This is a genomic window from Paenibacillus tuaregi (genome assembly GCF_900086655.1).
GTDB lineage: Bacteria > Bacillota > Bacilli > Paenibacillales > Paenibacillaceae > Fontibacillus > Fontibacillus tuaregi.
Genome location: NZ_LT575476.1, coordinates 2,877,510 through 2,898,991 on the forward strand (window position 1 = coordinate 2,877,510; position 21,482 = coordinate 2,898,991).

At 48.5% G+C, this 21,482-nt stretch carries 9 protein-coding genes; all 9 read right to left on the bottom strand.

From position 1 onward, the window contains the following. The 9 genes from BN6628_RS13155 to BN6628_RS13195 all read right to left on the bottom strand — a co-directional run bounded on the left by BN6628_RS13155 (window position 1) and on the right by BN6628_RS13195 (window position 21,451). Window positions 1-9,825, bottom strand: a complete 9,825-nt coding sequence (locus tag BN6628_RS13155) for a hybrid non-ribosomal peptide synthetase/type I polyketide synthase (RefSeq protein WP_068618108.1) — start codon at window positions 9,823-9,825, stop codon at window positions 1-3. Between the two features lie 12 nt (window positions 9,826-9,837). Further along, window positions 9,838-10,545 carry a thioesterase II family protein gene (locus tag BN6628_RS13160; protein ID WP_068618109.1) on the bottom strand — a complete coding sequence of 236 codons (708 nt, stop codon included), beginning with the start codon at window positions 10,543-10,545 and terminating at the stop codon, window positions 9,838-9,840. A gap of 24 nt (window positions 10,546-10,569) precedes the next feature. Beyond that, window positions 10,570-10,830: a hypothetical protein gene (locus BN6628_RS13165; RefSeq protein ID WP_068618112.1), complete on the bottom strand. Its 261-nt coding sequence runs from the start codon at window positions 10,828-10,830 to the stop codon at window positions 10,570-10,572. Window positions 10,831-10,860: 30 nt separating this feature from the next. After that, window positions 10,861-12,390, bottom strand: coding sequence for a serine hydrolase domain-containing protein (locus BN6628_RS13170; protein WP_068618114.1), 1,530 nt, complete (start codon window positions 12,388-12,390; stop codon window positions 10,861-10,863). Between the two features lie 13 nt (window positions 12,391-12,403). Further along, window positions 12,404-16,891, bottom strand: a complete 4,488-nt coding sequence (locus BN6628_RS13175; RefSeq protein ID WP_068618116.1) for a non-ribosomal peptide synthetase — start codon at window positions 16,889-16,891, stop codon at window positions 12,404-12,406. 4 nt (window positions 16,892-16,895) lie between these two features. Continuing rightward, complete coding sequence (locus tag BN6628_RS13180) at window positions 16,896-19,640, bottom strand: type I polyketide synthase (RefSeq protein WP_068618118.1); 2,745 nt, start codon at window positions 19,638-19,640, stop codon at window positions 16,896-16,898. 376 nt (window positions 19,641-20,016) lie between these two features. Further along, window positions 20,017-20,457: a hypothetical protein gene (locus BN6628_RS13185; RefSeq protein ID WP_068618120.1), complete on the bottom strand. Its 441-nt coding sequence runs from the start codon at window positions 20,455-20,457 to the stop codon at window positions 20,017-20,019. A gap of 123 nt (window positions 20,458-20,580) precedes the next feature. After that, window positions 20,581-20,922, bottom strand: coding sequence for a cupin domain-containing protein (locus BN6628_RS13190; RefSeq protein WP_068618121.1), 342 nt, complete (start codon window positions 20,920-20,922; stop codon window positions 20,581-20,583). Between the two features lie 82 nt (window positions 20,923-21,004). After that, entirely contained in the window at window positions 21,005-21,451 is a 447-nt protein-coding gene (locus BN6628_RS13195; RefSeq protein WP_068618123.1) for a V4R domain-containing protein, read from the bottom strand. Between the last annotated feature and the right edge of the window lie 31 nt (window positions 21,452-21,482).

A 21,482-nucleotide genomic window follows, 5' to 3' on the forward strand; every position in this document is an offset into this window, starting at 1 on the left:
TCACCTCAATCCTTTGATGGACTCCAGTGTCTTTAGTCGGCCTGCCTTTCTCTTCAGGTCCTCCTGCTGCCCGTCTACTGACTGCTCTGCAAGTGTACCTGCAGGCTCGCCGCTTTCCTCAGAGAACAAATACCGGCACAGCTCATAAACCGTTGGATAGGAGTACAGCTTGACCACAGATTGATCCTTGACGTTAAGTGCGTTGATCTTGGTATTGATCTGAATCAAATCAAGTGACGTTGCTCCGGCTTCAAAGAAATTATCGTGAAGTCCCATCTGCTCCAGTCCCAGAAAGTCCATGAAAATATCGGTCAGCTGCTTCTCCCTCTCCGATACTGGAGCAGTATACTCAGTGCTCATGACAGGCCGTTTCTTGGTTCGTGCCGCACCCGATGGTTTGTCCTTGGCAGCCGTCCAATCCACCCAACCCGGTTGGGTTTGGTTCGCCCGCGCCTCCAGATCCGTTACGGATAAGAGGTAATGAAGCGGCACGCCAGCCTCTTCGGACATCGCCATCCGCAAAATATGTTCAAGCGCTTCCATGCCCTCAGCATTTCGGATGCCGGATTCATATCCGACTACCTCATCTACCGGCTTTTCTGCCGACTCGTCTTGACAGATCACGATCTTACCAATATGCCGGGCAGATGCCATATACCGGAAGGCCTGGTCCGCATCTCCGAGACCATAGGTTACAAACGGCAGCGGTGTGATCGCCCTTTCTTCGAGAAGCCCGGCAATTTTACTGAACAATTCATGGAATTTAGGAATTCGTGTATCAATGCTAATGGCTGAGAAGGAAATACCATTAGCAAATGCCTGCATGCCAAGCGCTTTATTCTCGGCAATATCACGGATACCAAGCTCCAGGAATCTTCCGTGCGGGGCCAGCAGGGATAGACTTGTCTCAGCCGCTTCTCCAGCGAGTGAATTCAACACCACGTCCACTTGGCCGCAGGCCGCTTGAATTTCATCAACAAATTTCAAATCACGTGAGGAATACACATGATGGATTCCGATGGAACGAAGATAATCCCGTTTCTCTTCAGTACCAGCCGTCGCATAGATTTCAGCCCCAATCCACTGGGCAATTTGCACGGCTGCCAACCCGACACCGCCTGTTGCAGAATGAATCAATACCTTTTCCCCAGATGACAGTTGACCGCGAACAACTAGAGAGTAATAAGCCGTCATGAATGAAATCGGAATGGTTGCGGCCTCTGCAAAGGAAAGCTTGGCAGGGATGCGCACAGCCGAATCGCATGGAATGCATACATATTTCCCCAAGCTTCCTCCGGCGATGGCCATGACCCGGTCCCCCGGTCTAAGCCCGGCAGCTCCCTCTCCAACACGGGTTACCGTACCAACGCATTCCAACCCGAATCCGAATGTATGGGAGGAAGGTAGTGAGAGCATCCCGAGCGCATATAACACTTCCTTAAAATTAAGGCCGTTTGCGGCAACTTTGATTTCAATTTCGTTCGTACCTGGTGCATGCCTGTATTCGGTTGAAAAGTGCAGCTGATCAAGATTCCCGGGCTCAGATAATGACAGGCGGCTGTTACCTGCCGCAGGAAGCCTCATGCTTGGACCCACAGGTATTTGGGCATCCGCGGCCTCATTATGGACTCTGCTCATGATGAACTCGCCGATATCCAGCAGCAGCTGATCTTCTTCATCGCATAACTCCAAAGAGAATGACTTCATATCCTCATTGTTCCTGCTTACTTGGCAGCAGCTATAGATTGTTGGAGTAAAGGGACGGTAGATTCGCACGTTCTTATAAGCAAATGGCAGGTACGAGCCCCCATTCCCATCCGTTGTATCCATAAAGCTTGTCGCCCGGTCCATTACGGCAGGATGTACGCCGAATTCCGCAGCATCTGTAGTGCAATCACCAGTCAGACCAAGCTCGGCGATCCCCATCTCATCTTCCAGGTAAATTCTCCGGATAGCATTCCAATGCGCACCGTACTCCAGACCTTGAGATCTGTCCCCCTTCTTTACGCGTATTTCGGGGATATCCCCCTTAGAACGCAATTGGCCAAGCATGAACTTCATACGTTCCGTCCGGTTACAGTCGCCAGTCTGTGGCAGCAAAGATGAGGCGGTTCCTTTGGCATGTTCATACCACTGCCCATCCTCCCCTCTCAGCAGGACGGCAAACAACCATTTCTCCCCATCCGAAGGGAGCCATACGGTCCTGATTTCCGCTTCCAGTTCCACAATCATCGGCCTTACAAATAGCAGCTCCTGAATTTCTATTTGCTGTGATTCCGTCAGATCCACAAAGGCTGCCCGAACCAATTCCAGTACCGCCGTTCCAGGCAGCACAGAGGTGCCGAGCAGTCGGTGCTCGTTCAAGACCCACTCACGATCAGCAGACAGATGAGAGATGTAAGTGATCATGCCAATCTTCGCGTCTTCTCTATCTATCTCTTGTAGTGGCGTATCCCATCTGGTATAACTCCGGCTGGAAAGCAAGGGGTGAGCCGCGCGCAGCGGTTCCATTACAAGAGCTTTCTCCATATGCGTAGTCCCCCTGTGCCGGTTTACAGCATCCAGGGCCATACCTGTTTCTTTCCAGGTATCCCAGTCAATGCTAACCACCCGTATCCGTTCATTCCGGCACGCATGGGCGAATCCATCAAGAAAAGCATTGGCCGCAGCATAGCTGGCTTGGCCGAACGCCCCAAAGCTGCCGCTGACCGAAGAAAATAGAACTAGAAATGCCGGAGGGATAGCCAACCTTTTCATAGTTTCAAAAATAGCTATAGTCCCTTCAACCTTAGGGGCCAGAATGGACTCTACATGCTCACGGGTTACCTGATGCAGCATCCCCCCGATATCAGCCACTCCCGCCGCATGGAACACGCCGTCCAGGGCGCCATATCGCGATACGGCATCATGAACAATTCGCTGCATGGCACTGTGGTCCGTTACATCCGCGTTTTCAATATGCACCTGTCCCCCATGGTGCTCCATACGCTTGACTTCCTGTTCTACTTCGCGCAGTGAGCGCCCAATCAGAGTTAGCTTGGCGTGATATTTCTCCGCAAGATAGTGGGCAAGCGTCAAGCCAATCCCGCTCAGTCCCCCTGTAACCAGGTAACTTCCCCCTTGCTGGAGCACGGGCATAGATGGATTGGATGGTCCATCATCCTTGTGCATGAGCTGATAGATATACCCCTGCCGTTGGCGGAAGGCGTAACGGGTTAACGCCGGTTTGACAGCATCATCTTCTTGTTTGAATTTGGCGAGCATCATCAGCAGCTGCCCTGCTAGCTGATCCAGAGATTCTCTATCACAATCCAGCGAATTGACATGAAAGTTCGGGTATTCAAGCGGAATCACGCTTGCTGCTCCAGTCAGCAGAGCTTTTAATGGATTCACTTCATCTTCCTGATGCACATGTTCCATTCCGCTGGTTCCTAAGATGAGCTGGATTGGCCTTGCTGCCGAAGTCTTCCCCGCCTCTCGAACAAGATATATTACGCTGTACAAGCTGCGGTTCAGAATCTCCTGGCGGTCATCCTCACCTGGCACGGCATATTCATGCTCTCCGCCCATACCCCACAAATGTATAATGTGGCCTGGCAGCGATTCGCCGCTTTCCACCAAATATTCATACAGCTGCTGATAGTGAAGCGGATTTCCTGGATCAAGCAAGTACATCTTGTCTGAGACACGTTTAAAGATTGGGTGAGGATGAACCAGGATAACCTGCTGATCCTGCTTATTGAGCTGGTGGAGTAACCGGTCATTCAAGGAGCCTGGCTCACAGAGCAGCAAAACTGTAGGATTTTCTCCAGTCGATGGCTTTGCAGCTTCCTGGACAAATGGATCGAATTCGATCCAGCTCGGAACATGAACCCAGCTTGCAACATTCCTCTGCTCCTCTTTCGTTTTTGAGGCCCGCGTTACATGCAAATGATCTGTTTCAAGCTGGTACATCCAGTAAAATTGTCTTTCAAACGGATATGTGGGAAGAGGAATTCGTCTGCCCGGCCGATCCCGATAAAATGCTTCCCAGTCCAACTCGGCCCCGTTCATCCACATGGACGACAGTCCTTCAAGCCATTTAGATTCTCCCAGCGACTTTTCCTGCGGACGGGGAATCAAATCAATGACAGCTAATGAGCCATGAACGTCCCCTTGATGACGCACAAGCTGACTCAAGGTCCTTCCTGGTCCAACCTCAAGGAAGATCGGCTTCAGACTGGCAAATAACGTCTCAAGGCCTTCTCTAAAGCGGACAGTTCCCCGAATATGAGATGCATAATAATCCGGATCGGCGGCCTGCTCAGGTGTAATCCACTCCCCTGTCAAATTAGACACATAAGGGATTTGAGGTGCAGACAACTTCATTTCCCTGACAAACTCCCCAAATTCGCCAAGCATAGGCTCCATCATTGCGGAATGAAAAGCATGTGATACCTGCAGCCGAATTGGCTCAATCCCCATTTGCCGCAATTCTTCGGTTATTCCGCTTATAGAGGCAGCCGGGCCTGAAATGACCGACAGCTCAGGTCCGTTGCTGGCCGCAATGGACAGCTCCGGCCAGTTCCGGAGTAAATCCTCCAGACCCTCAACGGCCATGTTTACACTCAGCATTTCTCCAGGCTGCATCTGCTGCATCAGCGTTGAACGGCGGGCCACAAGTTTGATAGCCTCTTCAAGAGACAGGACGCCGGAGAGGCAAGCAGCTGTATATTCACCAAGGCTGTGCCCTATCATGCCGGCCGGCTGTATTCCCCACTGCTGAAGGAGCCGGGCCAACGCATACTCCACCATGAACAGCAGCGGCTGCGCGGCCTCGGTCAGGTCGATGGCAGTTAGCTCTCCGCTATGTCTAATACGCGAACTGTCTGCTTGTTCCGAATTCGGCTCATGCAGCCATACTTCTGACAGATCAAAGCTCATAACTGATCTGGCGATCTCCAGACAGCGGTCCATCTCCTGCCGGAACAGCGGTTCCGATTCATACAGATGCCGGGCCATTCCCGAATACTGTGCACCCTGTCCCGGGAACAGGAACACCACATGCCGCTCAGGCTGGATGCTTACGGGTGCTGTATTTCCGCTCAGATAAGCTTGCAGCTTCTCGCACAATTCTCGCCGGGTAGAAGCAACCAAGGCAATACGGGTGTTAAGCTGTTTTCTTCCCAGAGCGAGTGTATAAGCAATGTCATGTAAATTCAGGGCCGGCATTCGTTCCAGAACCTCCAGCATGTCCCTGCACTTCCGATGCAATGCTTGTTCTGTCTGGGCTGAGAATACAAAAATCTCTTTAGAATACCGTTTCGGCTCACTGCCGATTGCGGCATCCTTCTTGCTCTCAGCGGGCGCTTCCTCAAGGATTACATGTGCGTTCGTACCTCCGATTCCAAAAGAACTGACTCCCGCCCTGCGTGGATAGGCTTGAGCTGGAACCCACTCCCGCAGTTCCCCGTTGACCACTAATGAAGTCTGATCAAAAGGGATTCTCGGATTAGCTTCCTTATAGTGCAGGCTTGGTGGAAGCTGCTTATGATGCAGGGATAAGACCGTCTTGATCAATCCGGCAATGCCGGCCGCCGCATCCAGATGGCCGATATTGCTTTTGACCGAACCAATTGCCGTAGCTGCTTCCTGCCCTGCCGGAAAGAAGCTTGATAGTGCCTCGATTTCGATCGGGTCTCCGAGCGGTGTGCCTGTGCCGTGTGCCTCCACATAACTGATCGAGTCGGCTGATACTGCAGCCGCCTCAAGCGCGGCAGCCACAACCTCCTTTTGTCCCGTGACGCTCGGTGCGGTAAATCCGGCTTTGCGTGTTCCGTCGTTGTTCACCGCCGATCCTTTGATCACCGCATATACATGATCTCCGTCGCGCTGAGCATCCTCCAGCAGTTTGAGTACAACTATTCCTAGACCGTCACCGCTGACCGTTCCTTTCGCTTCGGCGTCAAAAGCCCGGCAATGACCATCCGGGGATTTAATCATCCCATCCTGGTACAGATACCCCGACTTTTTCGGCACGGTTACCGAGACTCCTCCGGCCATGGCGATGCTCGATTCCTGGCTGATTAACGATTGACAAGCCAGATGAACCGCCACAAGCGAAGAAGAGCAGGCTGTTTCTACCGTAAGAGAAGGTCCTTTCAGATTTAACTTGTAGGAGATCGGCATACTCATGGAATGCACATTCAGATGGGAGGCCCTCCAGCGTTCCGTGTCATCCTCTAAAGCATGAAATAATTGGTTTACCCAACCCAGATTTACCGTACCGCCAACAAACAATCCGATAGCTTTCTGATAACGATCCGCATCATAACCTGCATCCTCAAGTGCCGCCCAGGCACATTCGTGAAGCAGACGAAGCTGCGGGTCCATAACCTCGGCCTCTTGTCCGCTGTATCCAAATAGCCCCGCATCAAAGTACTCAATTCCTTCCAGCATCCCTTTAGCCTTTACATATTCAGGGCGCTTCAGCAGGTCTTCCTGGATACCGGAGCGCCGAAGCTCATCTTCCGTGAAGAAAGTAATGCCCTCCTTGCCCTGCTGCAATTGCTGCCAGAACATCTGAAGGTTATCTGCGCCAGGAAACCGGCCGGCCATGCCAATAATAGCGATATCTCGGCTTTGTCCCGAATGCTCACGGGTGTTTATATTTTCAGAGGTTACCCTTTGCGAATTCGTTTGCCGGTTGGACAGATAAGCGGATAGTTCACGAACTGTGGGGTATTGGAACAAATCGGTGACTGACACCTCAATTCCTGTAGCCTGATGAATCTTGTCGCTGATCCGAATGGTTAACAGCGAATTGCCCCCAATATCGAAGAATGCATCATCGAGGCCGATCTGCTCTACTCCCAGCGCTTCCTTCCAGATCTCCAGAACAGTTTGCTCCATAAATACACCAGGCAGAGCTGCAGGCTTGGCAGATTCAATAGGATCATGGTTGAGATGAAGCAGCGCTTTCTTATCAATTTTCCCGTTCAGCGTAAGCGGCATGGCGTCCACCTGAATGTATCTTGTGGGTACCGCATAAGCCGGTAGCTGCTGTGAAAGCTCCTCCCTGATTTTTGAAATCTCCAATTTCTGCCCGGATACGAAATAAGCTGTCAGTTCCTTCTCGCCGTGTTTAGCCTGAGTAATCTGTACAACACACGCTTTTATGCCAGACAAGCGGCTCATTGCAGTCTCTACTTCCTGCAGTTCAATCCGGTACCCCCTTACCTTGACTTGATGGTCAGTTCTGCCAAAGAAATCGATGTTTCCATCCGGCAGCCATCTGGCGAGATCTCCGGTCTTGTACATCACATAGCCCTGATAGATGGGATCGGGTATAAATTTCGCCTTTGTCAGCTCCGGCTTGTTCAAATATCCCCTGGCCACTCCTTCCAGGCCTACACATAATTCCCCGATGGCCCCTGCCGGCAAGAGATGGTTGTAACGATCTACGATATAAGCAGTTGAACGCGTAACCGGTTGGCCGATTGGAATACGGGTTTCATAAGTTTTCGTGATCTGCATTGTGGTGGACAGCACGCTATTTTCCGATGGACCATAACCATTGACCAGAGTTAGCTCAGGGCATGCCCTTCTTACCTTGTTAACATGAGGAGGCGATAACGTATCTCCGCCAACGATAAGGTAACGAAGCGACCTGAATAGAGAAGCATCTATCCCGACCAGCTGATTAAACAGAGGTGTCGTCATCCACATGAGGGATACCCGTTGTTCCAGCAGCGTCTTCTTAAGGACTTGCGGCATAAGCAGTTTGTCCTGCGGCAGTAGACAGAGTGCAGCTCCGCCGAGCAGCGCTCCCCAAATCTCAAAATTGGATACATCGAATTCAAACGGACATGTCGGAAGAACCACATCAGTAGGGTTAAAATCTACAAATTCCGTGTTCTTTACCAGCCTTACAATGCCCTTATGCTCAATCATGACTCCTTTGGGTTCTCCGGTAGATCCGGACGTATACACAATACAGGCAAGACTGGTTCCCCGCGTCCGGTAAGCTTCAGTTGAGAGCCGCACTCTGCAATCTGCCCCTTCCCGCAGAAGCTCCTGGAGATCTATGCCTTCAATACCGGTAGACTCCGCATATTTTGCCGTAAATTCCGGCTCAGCCAAAAGCAGACTCATTGCGGTATCCTTGATGATATACTGCACGCGCTCGGATGGATAATCCGGGTGTATGGGCACATAAGCGGCACCAGACTTAAGAATCCCCAGCAATCCGGCTATCGTAAGCGGTGTGCGGTAGGACTGGATGCCCACACATTGTTCGGGCCCCGCCCCTCTCCTTCTAAGCTCAGCCGCTATAATACTTGATAATGCATCCAATTCCCCATAAGTTATCGTTCGATCCTTGTAGATGATTGCCGTTCGGGCAGAATGCTGATCTGCTATTTCTGCGAATAGCTGCGGAATGCTCAAAACGTCCAGCTGAAGCTCGGATGGATAAGGAGTTAGGCTTCCATTCAGAAGCGGATAATCCGGCTTCACCAATGCAATCTCTGCTACCTTGCGTTTTGGTTGGGACGCCAAATCCAGAAGCAGCTTTACCAGGCACTCCGCCATCTGCATAACAACAAAATATTCATATTTGGTATCATCATATATAAAATCCAAAGTAAGTCCCGTATCGGTTCTAACCAGAAGCGTAAGCGGATAATGCGTATGCTCGTCCATGTGATAAGAACTGAAATGCAGTTCCTTTTCCGGGAAAGGGGCTCCATCCGGCTGTTGGATCAGCTTCTTATCGAGCGGATAGTTTTCAATTACAACCAGGGTGTCAAAAAGCTCATCTGGTCCCTGTAATCCTGCAGCCTGGCGGATGGCAGACAATCCGGCCCATTCATGAGGCCGCCGGAGAGCCAGCATCCTATGTACTCTTGTGAAATAATCTTCTACGCTTTCCTCTCCAAGACTTCGGATTCGAAGCGGCACGGTATTAATTAGCATTCCGCAAGCCATATCCACCCCGGGTACGTTCATACCTCTTCCGGATACGGTCGTGCCAAAAACTACATCGTCCGTATAAGTAAAGCGTCCCATCAGCATAGCCCAAGCTCCGTATAGGAAAGTGGCTAAAGACATCCCCGAATCTTTGCAGAACCCCTGTAATACAGATAACGTCTCCGGTAACAGACAGTGGCTGATTTTTTTAAATTCATGGCGATTAGGCTTGTAAAAGGGTTGGACCGGCTGTTTGATCTCATATTCTGCTAAATGATCGGCCCAAAACTGCGCTTCAGCCTGACGATCCTGATTCTTCTGAATTGCGAGCAAAATGGACTTCATCGAAGGTTTATGCCGCTTGACGGGTGTCTTATTCTCAGAAAGTGCGCGGTATGTGCTGAGCCATTCTTCCATAATCACACCCAGACTCCACCCATCCAGGAGAATATGGTGATAGGTAAGAAAAAGCCTGCATTCATTATTGAACTTGTATAAGGAGACTTTTATTGTTTCTTCGGCCAGATTGAACTTTGTGGAGCGTTCCTGATCCCGGATGGCTTGCTCCCTTTTTGATGTAAGAGTCTCCTCCGAGCAATCGTGAATTTCCAGCAGGGGCCGTTTGTTTTTTAAGATGAGCTGAATAGGGTTTCTAAGCTTCTCCCACCGGAATACAGATCTAAGCACTTCATTAGCTTGAAACACGTGCTCCCAGGCTTGTGTGAACCATTCTTCCACCACGGCTCCTTCAATCCCGAGCATTAGGCTTTCCACATATTTGCCTTCTTCCGAACCTTTCAAATAGTGGAACAGCATTCCTTCCTGCACAGGGCGTAGCGGCCAAATATCTTGAATGTCGCTTTTATCGATTTTCATCCGGAGTCCTCCTCACTTATGGACAATAAGTGCACTCTCCACTGCGTTAATTACATGGTCCAACTGGTCATGAATAAAAAAGTGTCCGCCCTCCATCTCGGTCATTCTGAAAGAGCCTTTGGTGTATTTCTTCCACTCTCTTCCGCTTTCTACCGGCATGAGCGGGTCGTTCTTTCCTGCCAGGACAGAAAAGTCGATAGGCAGCTTAACCGCTGTTCCCTTCCCTGCATACAATTCATAGATTTTATAGTCCGACTTGATAATTGGAACGAAGACTCTCATGACTTCCGGATTGACTTGTAATTCCGGGGTAATGCCTCCCAGCTTAGCAATCTCCTGAAGAAAAAGCGCATCTGGAAGCGTATGAAGGTTCTCCTCGCCATAACGCAGATGCGGCGGGTTGCATCCTGACAAGAACAAATGCATCGGCAGGTGATGCCCGTTCTCCATTAATTTCACGCATAGCTCATAGGCAACCAGTCCGCCTAAGCTGTGCCCGAATACCGCATACGGCTGCCCGTCCAATTGATTCTGGATATGGGAGTACAAATCTTCAATAAGCTCGGACATGCTTTGACATAATTTGCTACCGAATCGTTTGCCTCTCCCCGGCAGTTCCAGGGGAACAACCTCAACCTGATCGGGCAGCAGGCGCTTCCAACTCAAATAGATGGATGCTGAGCTTCCGGAATAAGGAATCGTAAACAGTCTGATCTTCATACTGGCCCCCCTCTTGACACCTTCCTATTGAAATGAAATTTGATAATCCATTGAGGACATGGTCCCTTCATTGCGTTGAATAGTAAGGCCAGGATACTCTGCAAATAGCGAATACAGTTCGCTCGGAACATCTTGTGAAGCTGAATTGAAGAAAAAGATAGCCGCCTGCAGCCGGGTCAAAAGCTGCTCGTAAGGAAGCTCCCAAGCCGTTATAAGTCCCTTCTCCTTGGACTGGTCCAACAACATCTTGAAATTCTGAATATCGGGGATATTGCCGATTCGCATTAAACCATCTCCTCCTTCTAAAAAGTTACGTCATACCGGCATGTTGGCAGGCCGATCGTTGTGTCTTCTTGGAAACAAGGTGGAAGTAATCCGCAAGCCCGCGAACAATACTGCGGTTACGCCCACAGAAATCATCGCTGGGAGAACCGTAAAGGGAGCCCATACGATAATAAATGGCCAGGAGTACCCCCAAAACAACTGCTGGGGAATATACCATGCGGCACCAAGTATGACGATGCCAAGGAAAGCCCATAACACCGATTTCAAATATACCCCTGCTGAGTGCCCGGCAAAGGACCGTCTGCCCCGGCGAATCGCGAATAAAACTTTGAGTGTTCTGTAAAGCATCCAGATGCATAGCAGATCAGCGATAATAAATAGAATTGTTGCTCCTAAATTAACGGATGTTGTTGTGTCCTGATACGCTCCAACTGGCTGCTTGCCCGTAAGCAAATCACGCAGCCCTTGGGCTATGGCATAGGTATAAGTTGAATTCCGGTTTCCCATCACAGCGATCCCGATCTTCTGATTTGGATCAAGAATGACATAGGATGAGAAGTTTGGATTGTTCCCGCTGTGGGACAAATAGGGCTGTTTAGCCTGATCGAATACGAGCCATCCGCCTCCATACCGAAACGGAGAGTCATAGGGCTCGGTCAAGGTTGCTCTCACCCTGTTATCAGGCGCATGAGACTGTTCAATTGCACGCCTTAAAGATTCCGGTACACCTTCTTGCTGCCCAAGCTGATCTTTCAGCCACTGAGCCATGTCCGTTGCATTGGATAGAATGTACCCTGCCGGTATATTGCCACGGTAGGTTGGAGCAATATATTGACGGTTTCCGGTGAAGCCCAGCTTGTACCCGCTTGACAGCTTGACATCCGGAGGCAGAGCCGCGATTCCCGCATAGGTATGGCCTAATCCCAGTGGCTTGATCACTTGCGAGGCCATGAAAGATTCGTAGGACTGGCCGCTAACCGCCTCAATAACAGCCCCCAGCACGTCATAATTGCCAGTTGAATATAAGAACTGTTCTCCTGGCTTATACCACAGGGATTGAGCCGCAAGATTCCGCACAGTATCTGTCAAAGCCTTGTCGTGATTGGAAGGCTGGATCAGTGCAATAGAATTACTGCCCATTCCACTTGTCTGGTGTAAGAAGTCTTCCACCGTCGGTTCAACCTTCTCTTGCCCGAATTTCCATTCGGTCCAGGGAAGATAACGGGTTACGGGCGCTTTGAGATCAATCTTCCCTTGCTCCGTGAGCAGTAGAATTCCTAACGCAGCAAATGCCTTGCTGTTTGATCCAAGTTCAAACAGCGTATCCGGGGTAACCTTCCGTCTGGCAGCCAGATCGGAGAAACCGTATCCTTGAGTGTACGATTCGCTGCCATTTACGATGGCAATAGAAACGCCCGGAAGGTTGTCCTTATCCATCATCGAAGTGACATAATTATCGATTGTTGGCCTATCAAGCTCGGCCGCGTCAGCTGCACCCGTTAAAGGGAATACCGTACATATAAAGACCAGAAGCGGTATGAAGACACGTCGAAGGCTCATCCCGTTCCCCCTTTTACTTGAATAATGTGTCCAGTTCCTGTTGTGTCAGATCTACCGCATCGAAATCGTCCGGCGTCAACATGAACTCTTCCTCACTCAAATGATCCTGTTCCTGCAGAAGATTCAGCAGCTTCGATTGGTAGTTGCAGACCAACTGTTCCATACGGTCCGAGTCCAAGGAAGCAGGGGAATACGTGAGTTCGATTTGAAGCTGTCTGTTCATCACAATAGCGTTCATTTCCAAGAGAAACGGGAAATGATTCTCTGGTGCAACATCAGGCCCGGAGGCTTCATTTACAATCTTGAAAATCCCCTCCTCCAGCTGCGAAAATTCACCTAGATAGTTGAACACTATTTGAGGTTCTACAAGGGGAATCTGATTCAGGGAATAGGCTAGGACGCCGTACCCAACCCCTCTATGAGGGACTTGCTTCAATCGGCGGAGGATTGAACGGCTTGTTTCGTGCTCTCCCCGGACTGATTCAAGCTCGAATTTCACTGGATACAGACTGGTAAACCATCCTACGGTTCGAGATATGTTCAGATCGGCAAACAAAGCCTCCCTGCCGTGTCCTTCCAACCACATTGTCAATTCTTTGCACTGGAACACATCATGCCAGGCCATCACCAGCGAAACCTGCATCAGCTCAGCGGCAGTCATGTCTGAATGTCCCCGAAGAATCACGGTAGTATCTTCCGTGTTAAAATATATCGTTTGCTTACAGCACCTGCTTCTGAGAGGCTTCTGATGTCCATCTGTCTTCGGTAACGGCGGCGTCTCACCTTCACCGTTATGCCTCCACCAATCAGTTTCGGATTGGAATATTGGCAGGGAACGCTCGGCAAGCGCCTTGGACCAACGCTGGAATGAAGTCGTCTTCGGAGGCAGCGGCTGGCGAGAGCCGATCAGACGTTCAAGATCCTCCAGCAGAATTCTCCAGGATACCCCATCAATGCAAAGATGGTGGGCAGCAAGCAGCAGGCGGCGTTTACGATCCGGATACAGGATAAGACACGCCTTGATGAGGGTTGAAGTGGTATCGGATAACCGGATTTGCCCTTTGAACGCCGTTAATTTTTGCTGAAGCTCCATGTCCTGCTCTTCCTTGGATTGGGCATTCACCTTTATAACTTCTATAGTGAAATCATCCAATGGGAGATTATTGTTATAGAAAAGCTTCTTTCGTTCAGCGTCATAGTACAAACGAAGAGAATCATGATGCCGAATCAGGGTTTTCATTCCATCGGCAATAACACCGGCCGAAATTCCGTCCGCGACCTCCAGCATGATGGACTGGAGATAATGATCCGGATTCTCGAATTGCTGGTCGAGGAACCAGGACTGAATCGGAATTGGCACCACCTCGCCTTCAGCGGTTCCTTGCTCTTCCGCACAGAAATCTTGTTTTAAATGAGGCAGCATATCTTTAATTAAGGGATAATCCAATATCGCAGCAGGGTTCAGATCAAGTCCCTGGCTTTTTAAGAGACTGGACACTTGAATAGCCTTTATGGAGTCCCCTCCAAGCTGAAAAAATTGGTCTTCAACCCCAATCTGGTCATTCTCCAGCACGGTTCTTATCGCTGACAAAAGATGGTCTGAATAGGTTGAGGCTTCATACCTGCTTTCCCAGGTCCTCCGTCCACCATGGATCATTTGGAGCAGCTGCTGCTTATCAGCTTTTCCGTTCGAGGTAAGAGGGATTTCGGAGACCGCTATAATCCGATCCGGTATCATGAATGCAGGCAGCTTGCCAAGAAGCTTTTGCCTGATTCGGGTAGCCTCCTCTTCACCGCTAACCACCCATGCAAGCAGCTCGGCATGTTGGTCCTCCCCCGCTGTGAATACTACAGCATCCCGGATTCCACCCAGTCCGAGTATGGCATGTTCGATTTCCGCCGGTTCGATCCGGTACCCTCTGATCTTCACCTGATCGTCATGGCGTCCTAAATAATGCATCAGGTAACCTTCACCGACCCGCACCCGGTCACCGGTACGGTACATCCTATTGCCTTCCTTGAATGGGTCTGGAAGAAACCGTTCTGCCGTTAATTCATGCTGGTGGATATACCCATCAGCTACACCGCAGCCGGATATATACAATTCCCCCACAGCCCCGGGAGGCAGCATTTGCTGATACTTGTCAAGAACGTACAGATTTGCATTTGCCGCAGGTATGCCGATAGGAACTGCTGAATCCTGGTCGGTTACTGAGTTGAACAGATGTACCATGCAGCCTACGGTCGCTTCGGTCGGACCATACTCGTTATAAATAGACAATGAAGGCCCGAATCTCTCTTGAATTCTCGCAGCAAGGCTTGTCTTCAGACTCTCACCGCCAACGATAAGTGTATGCAAAACGGCATTAGGATGCTGACGGTCAGGCAGCAATGCAAGGTGTGAGGGTGTTAATTTAATTACAGTTGCTTTGTTCTCTTGAAGAATACGACTTAAAGTATATTCATGATTTCTTGGAGGATAAATTCTAAGCTGCCCCCCGCTCGTCAAAGGAACAAACAGGGAAGTAAGCGTCAAATCAAAAGATAGTGAGGAATAAAAAGCGAAGACATCATCATCAGATTTCGGATAGACCGAGCCCGCCCAAGTAATATAATTGGCGAGGCTGAGGTGACGTATCCTAACCCCTTTGGGTTCTCCGGTAGAACCTGATGTGTAAATAATGTAAGCAGGATCAAACACGCTGCATCCGGATGGGACAACCTTGGGCAGTTCTTCCCGATTGTCTAACCGGCTGAGTAGTGCTGGAATATGAATAACGGGAACGCTCCATTCCTCGGTATCTTCATCCGATAGCATATACACGGCTTCCGAATCCCGAAGAATATATTCAACCCTGGAACGGGGGGCATCTATTGCAATCGGCACAAAAGCAGCTCCCGCCTTGATAACAGCCCAGATGGCGATGATCAATTCCGGTGAATGGCTCATACGAATGGCAACCGGCGCTGAGCCAGATTGAATATTCAGCTTGGCCGCGAGCACTGAGGATACAAGATGCACCTTCTCCCATAACTCGCCGTAGGTCATTTCCTTCTCATCCCAACTGGCTGCAATATGCCCCGGATGTTTACGCGCTTGAACCCTAAACAGATCCAGCACCGTAAGATTCTCGTCGTAGAAATGGGCGGATTGACTGTTATATCGCTCCACTGCCGCTTCCCACTGCGGCTTGTCCAGGAGCGGAAGCGTATGAATCCAGGAATCTGGACTGGATGCCATCGCAGATAACAAATGCAGCATGGAGCCCAGCAAGGACTCAGCTTCGAAATCCTGAATCAGACCTGTCTGATAATCCAAGCTGAACTGGAGGGTGCCATCATCCGACCAATCTTTAACCATCAGCTGCAGCGGATAAGCCTGCTCACCCGAATAGAACTCCTCATTGATAATCAAGGAATCCCCCAAGCTTGTCTTGAGATGTGTATTATAGTAGTTAAATGAGGCTTGGGCCAAGGCAGAGCGGCCTTTCTTCCGAAGTTGGAGCTGCCTTGCCAGCAAATCATACGGATATTTCCGGTTGCCCAAATTATGCATGTATTCCCGCTTGGTGTTTCGTAGAAATTTATGCAGCGGCATATTCTCTTTGACCTGAATCGTTAAAGGAAGATTATCCGTGAACATGCCTACCGTGGTCTTGGTAATGGGATTCCGGTTGGCAATGGGCATCGACAGAACGACTTCATCTTTCTGATAGTAGCGGGACAGCAATATTCCGAATGCAGCTCCCAGGAAAATAGGAAAGGACACCTGGTGCTTGTCGGCGGCATCCTTCAGCCGCGTGACCGCCTCTTTATCCAACAAACGGGTTAATCGTTTCCCTGAAGGGTTACGGGGCGTTTGTTCAAATAACGGTTCAGGCAGCTTGGCAAACTTCTCTTCCCAATATAGGCGATTCTTCTTGAAGCGTTCTGATTGCAAATACTCCTTCTCCATATCGAAGTATTTCACATAAGATGGTTGGGGAGCTTCCGGTTCAGATGCATCCTGTGTACAGATCAATTGGTAGCGGTTCAAGATATGCTTGGTCAGAACATCCATCGACCACCCATCACATACGATATGATGAGCTCTGATCAGAAAACCATTGTCCTGCTCTCCCAAGCTGAACATTGCTATGTGATAAAGAGGTGAATGATAGAGATTATACGCAGCTTGCGATTCCGCTGTTACCCATGCATCATATGCGGTCTTGGGATTCGGATGTATCGAGAAATCGTAAAAAGGCAGTGCTTCTCGGTTATAAGCAGCAACATATTGAACTGGCTCTTCATCATGAGGCTGGAGCTGAAGCCGCAGGCCGTCATGAGCCTGGATCACGGAATGGATCGCTGCCTCCAAAGCTTTAAAATTCAACGGGCCCAATATGCGGACACACCCGCCAATGTGATTTACAGCTGTTTGAGGATAGAACTGCTCGTTATACCAAATTCTTTTTTGAGGGTGACACAAACGATATACAACCGGCTTGTCCACTAGCATATGATTAGCCACCTTTCAGAGGAATGGATTCCATAAAAAAGGATTCTATCACTTCAGCTAATTCTTCGATGGATTGATGCCCAAGGAATACTTCCAACCCGATATCTACATTAAATATTTCGTTCACGTTTGCGTTCAAAGATGCAGCTAGAAGGGAATTGCCGCCGAGCTCGTAAAAATTGTCCTGTATCCCTATTGGGGTGACACCAAGATGCTTCTCCCAAATATGAACCAGAACCCTCTCTGTCCCGTTTCGGGGCGCTTTATATCCGATAAGCTCATCTTCAGACAGCTTGAGGGGAACTGAGGGAACCTGTTCAGCAGCCGGCTTCGCGGCAGCATTATACTCCCGGTCAAGCTCCGGCTCCACCCAGCACCGAACCCGCTCAAATGGGTATGTAGGCAAGGGAATCCGAAGGCGCTTCTCCTGTCCATAATAAGCAGGCCAATTAATGAAATAGCCCTCCATCCAGAGCCAGCCCAGGCAATAATTAATCCTGTCCCATATATCTTCTGCTGCGGTTTCGTTTACTTGGGACGTTTCGGGTATATCTCCACCTGAAATGGATGGACTAGGTCCCACAACCAACTTTACTATTTCGCTTGACTGTTCATTGCTTATTATGGTTTGTGGCGAATCATCCAAAAATTGTAAGAGAAGTTCCGAGCCGAATCGCTCTCCCCAATCCACTTGGCTCTGATCTTCACGAGGATTATCAGCCGTCCTGACCAACGAACCGGGAGGAAACCCCGCATTAAGCTTAGCCGACCGGCCATGGTAACGATCTACCCAGGCTTCCTGATCTGTAACCTTAAGCCGCCGCGCCTGCACATAACACACATACAGATAGGCAGCATCCTCGAGCTTCAGCCAGCCAGATTCTGCCGCAGCGGCATACAAACCGGCCCCTCTTCCTTCATAAAATGACGGGGAAATCCCCATACGACGCCACATCCGGGATATAACAATTTGCAAAATAAAAGTGCTTAATGCTGCTTGAATATCATCCCAGGCTGCTGCATCAACTAAGACGAACTCTGTCTGTAATGCCTGACTTACCCTCTTCTCAACTTCAGTCCAATCCTCATGAAATTGGGGATCCTCCCGAACTCGCCTGATATCGTTACTTCCCATTTCTTCCGTGAGGTCCGGGAAGTTAAACTGCAGATTTGGCACTACATCCTTGGACTTATTCGTATAAAATTTCGTTTCTTTTAAATTGGAAAGACGGTCGTTCGTAGAAGCGATAAAGAACCCTCGATGTTCAAAGACTTTGCGTCCGGTCTGGAGTGTATAAGCCGCATCCGCTAAGCGCTTGTCAGAGGCGGAATTGAGAGCGGTCTGTATCTCGTCCTTGTGCCTGCGGAGTGCTTCCGGCGTTTTCGCAGAAACAACATAGAGCATGGATTTCCGTACCGGCGCAGATGAAATAGCCTTTGGCGGCTCCTCGACGATAACATGGACGTTCGTCCCGCCAAGACCAAATGAACTTACACCCGCATATCTAGACGAATTGGCGTTCCATTCGAGCGGGATTGGATTTAAATAAAACGGGCTGCTCCCCGTAGCAAGACGGTCGTTAGGTATTTCAATGTTGATCGCTGGAGGAAGGATCTTCTCCTTCAGCGCCATTACCGTCTTAATCAGCCCGATCACTCCTGCTGCTGGCCCCGTATGGCCAAAGTTGGATTTGGCCGATCCAAGCGAGCAGAAAGCGCTTTCTGACGTGCTTTTGCCAAACACCTCATGCAAAGCCTCAAGCTCCATGGAATCGCCCATCGGCGTTCCCGTTCCATGCGCCTCCAGATAGCTGATCTGTTCAGGACGAACCCCTGCGACCATCATCGCTCTTTCGATAACCTCAATTTGGCCGTTTACGGACGGAGCGGCAAATCCTGCCTTTTGCGAGCCGTCATTATTTATAGCGGACCCCTTGATCACACCATAAATCGTATCTCCATCTTCCCATGCCTCTGTAAATCTCTTAAGTACAACACAACCGGCTCCATCACTATATATAGTTCCGGTTGCCGAGGCGTCAAAAGCTCTAAGATGACCATCCGAGGAAAGCAATCCGTTATCCTGATATTCGTAACCTGCGAGCTGCGGAATGCTGAGGGTCGCCGCCCCACACACCATCATGTCACTGGAATAGGTCAGTAAACTTTCACATGCCATATGTACTGCCGTCAAGGAACTTGAACACGCGGATTGGATGTTGAGTGTTGGCCCGGTAAGTCCAAGCTTGTATGCCGTCATCGTGGCCACATGGTCCTTTTCGCTAGCAATCTGTATTTGCAAATTCATGGCGGCTTGTGCGTTATTCAAGTGTGGAAGAAGATGAAACATAGAATAGTAGTTGGCATATACCCCCGCATAAACCCCTGTGATATCTCTCCTGCCACTATCTGCGTAACCGGCTGATTCCAAAGCTTCCCATGCAAGTTCCAAAAACAAGCGATGTTGCGGGTCCATCCAAGAAGCCTCTGACGCGTTAATATTGAAAAAAGAGTTATCAAAATACTCTATCCCTTTGATATTGCTGTTCGTCTGAATAAATTGCCTGCGATTCCCGGAGTTTCCCTTCAGTGATTCTTTATTCAATCCAGAGACATCTGAAAGTACTTCCTCACCATTCTTAATGAAATCCCAAAATTGCTCTACATTTCTGACACTTGGTAATCTTATAGAAACACCTATAATTGCGATATCTGTCTTTTTATCTGAAAAATCAATATCATTTGACATTGGATCCCTCCGCCAGATAAAAATGTTATGTCTTATTGTAGATTTGGTGTAATTTCAAATCGAATTCTTCTATAACCAATATTACCATAATTTCTCACATAAAACTAATATTCGGGATAAAATACATAAAAAATACATAGTTTCTTTTATTAAATAGAATTTACTTGTATTTTACATTAATTGTTATATTCGTATTTATAGAATCTTTTATATTATTCTGCAAGTTTCTTCTTCAAATTTCTTTGATATTTTTCACACTTTTTGTATCATAGCTAAAATAAATTTGAGTATGTTGCGGCAATCTGACACATTGTTCTTAGAAATAAAAAAAACCGCGTTTCCGCGGCATCCATAACATTTTATTGATGAAAGTTACTTAATAATTATTTTTTTCAATTCCAATCACTTGCTCTGTGATAATACGAAACTTTTGTAGTTTAACATTCAATCTTTCAATTTGATCTTTATCTAATCCTTCAGTGTCTAAATAAAACGAACCTGTAATAACTTCCGCTGAATTCCCCTTAATCGTTCTGTTTATTTCATTCACCATTGGTCGGCCATTAAGTCTTTCTATTAAATCATTTGATATAACGGGTATTACTGAAATTACTTTTATTGACTTACCTGTCTTATTCCAAAGATTGAAGTTGTAAGATACCGTAGTCTTTTTAATATCTCCACCAAGACCATAAGAAATTGAATTAACTGCCAACCCATCATCAACCATATTCCGGGAATTTGGATTTTCACAACCCGCAGTAAATAAGATTAATAACATAATCAAAGAAAACACTGTCCGAGCTAAGTTTCTCATCGATTCCCCCTCCAAGGAGCATTTCTTTCGGCAAATTCTACCCAAAATATAAACCATATCCAAAAAGAAGAAAAGACCGACATCTTAGGCTCTGGCTTCTCCTTATTATTTTGAGTTTAAATTTTATACATTTTGCGCATATCGTTCATCAGGAAGCTTCGTCAAGACAACATAAAGACTTGTTTGTTCACTGCTTATATTTGTAAAAGAGAAGGATTCATCGCCTTCTACGCGAATAACATCGCCTTTAACCATCGCAACTTGGTTTCCATCCACAGTCACTTCACCTGACCCATCAGTAACGAGAATAAATACATCTGTTCCCGGATGTTTGTGGCTTGGCAAGGATTGTCCAGGATTAAAATGCAGGGTAAATACTACACTATCCTCTTGCTTAAACAGCACCTTTTTTGTAAAAGAGTCCTCGCGAAATTCTGTGTAATCCACCAGCGTTTTCTTTTCCATAATTCGTTTCCTCCGTTCATATATTGAATTCTTCTCTTCTATTACAGCCATAATACCCAACGTTGTTAATTACGCTATAACCCTAGTAACGGATCTCATACTCACAATGCGAATGGCCACTTACATTGCACTTTGTTTCTCTCACACTGACCCTAGTGTTCCGGATTCGGTTTAATGCCCCTTCCATGATCGCCCCTTCCAAATCACATACCATCTTCTCTTCCATTACGGGTAATCCCTTGCAAAAGCAATCATCCATCGCCATTCGAATGAAGCCTTCTCTAGTCTCCAATATTCTTGGAATCCCGATTTTCAGCTGCTGCAGCAGCTCCATCAACTCTTCCAAGCTATCGACAGGAAGGCTCTCGCCAATCTTTCGGCCAACTGTCAGGGTTGTGCCCCTTCCCCCCATAGGTAATCCCTGATACAAGCCGATAAGACGAATCGTCCGGAACAACTCAAGTGGAACCTGATTGCCTAGTTGTTCTCTAGCGATGGAGCCCATATCCTCAAATGTGAACTGATTCATAGCAGCCACCTCCCATGATTGTACGGCTTAA

What these genes read in the sequence shown, in the direction of transcription:
- BN6628_RS13170 (WP_068618114.1), bottom strand. Translation starts at nt 12,390, where the DNA reads ATGAGCCTTCGACGTGTCTTCATACCGCTTCTGGTCTTTATATGTACG.
- BN6628_RS13190 (WP_068618121.1), bottom strand. Translation starts at nt 20,922, where the DNA reads ATGGAAAAGAAAACGCTGGTGGATTACACAGAATTTCGCGAGGACTCT.
- BN6628_RS13165 (WP_068618112.1), bottom strand. Translation starts at nt 10,830, where the DNA reads ATGCGAATCGGCAATATCCCCGATATTCAGAATTTCAAGATGTTGTTG.
- BN6628_RS13180 (WP_068618118.1), bottom strand. Translation starts at nt 19,640, where the DNA reads ATGTCAAATGATATTGATTTTTCAGATAAAAAGACAGATATCGCAATT.
- BN6628_RS13160 (WP_068618109.1), bottom strand. Translation starts at nt 10,545, where the DNA reads ATGAAGATCAGACTGTTTACGATTCCTTATTCCGGAAGCTCAGCATCC.
- BN6628_RS13155 (WP_068618108.1), bottom strand. Translation starts at nt 9,825, where the DNA reads ATGAAAATCGATAAAAGCGACATTCAAGATATTTGGCCGCTACGCCCT.
- BN6628_RS13195 (WP_068618123.1), bottom strand. Translation starts at nt 21,451, where the DNA reads ATGAATCAGTTCACATTTGAGGATATGGGCTCCATCGCTAGAGAACAA.
- BN6628_RS13185 (WP_068618120.1), bottom strand. Translation starts at nt 20,457, where the DNA reads ATGAGAAACTTAGCTCGGACAGTGTTTTCTTTGATTATGTTATTAATC.
- BN6628_RS13175 (WP_068618116.1), bottom strand. Translation starts at nt 16,891, where the DNA reads ATGCTAGTGGACAAGCCGGTTGTATATCGTTTGTGTCACCCTCAAAAA.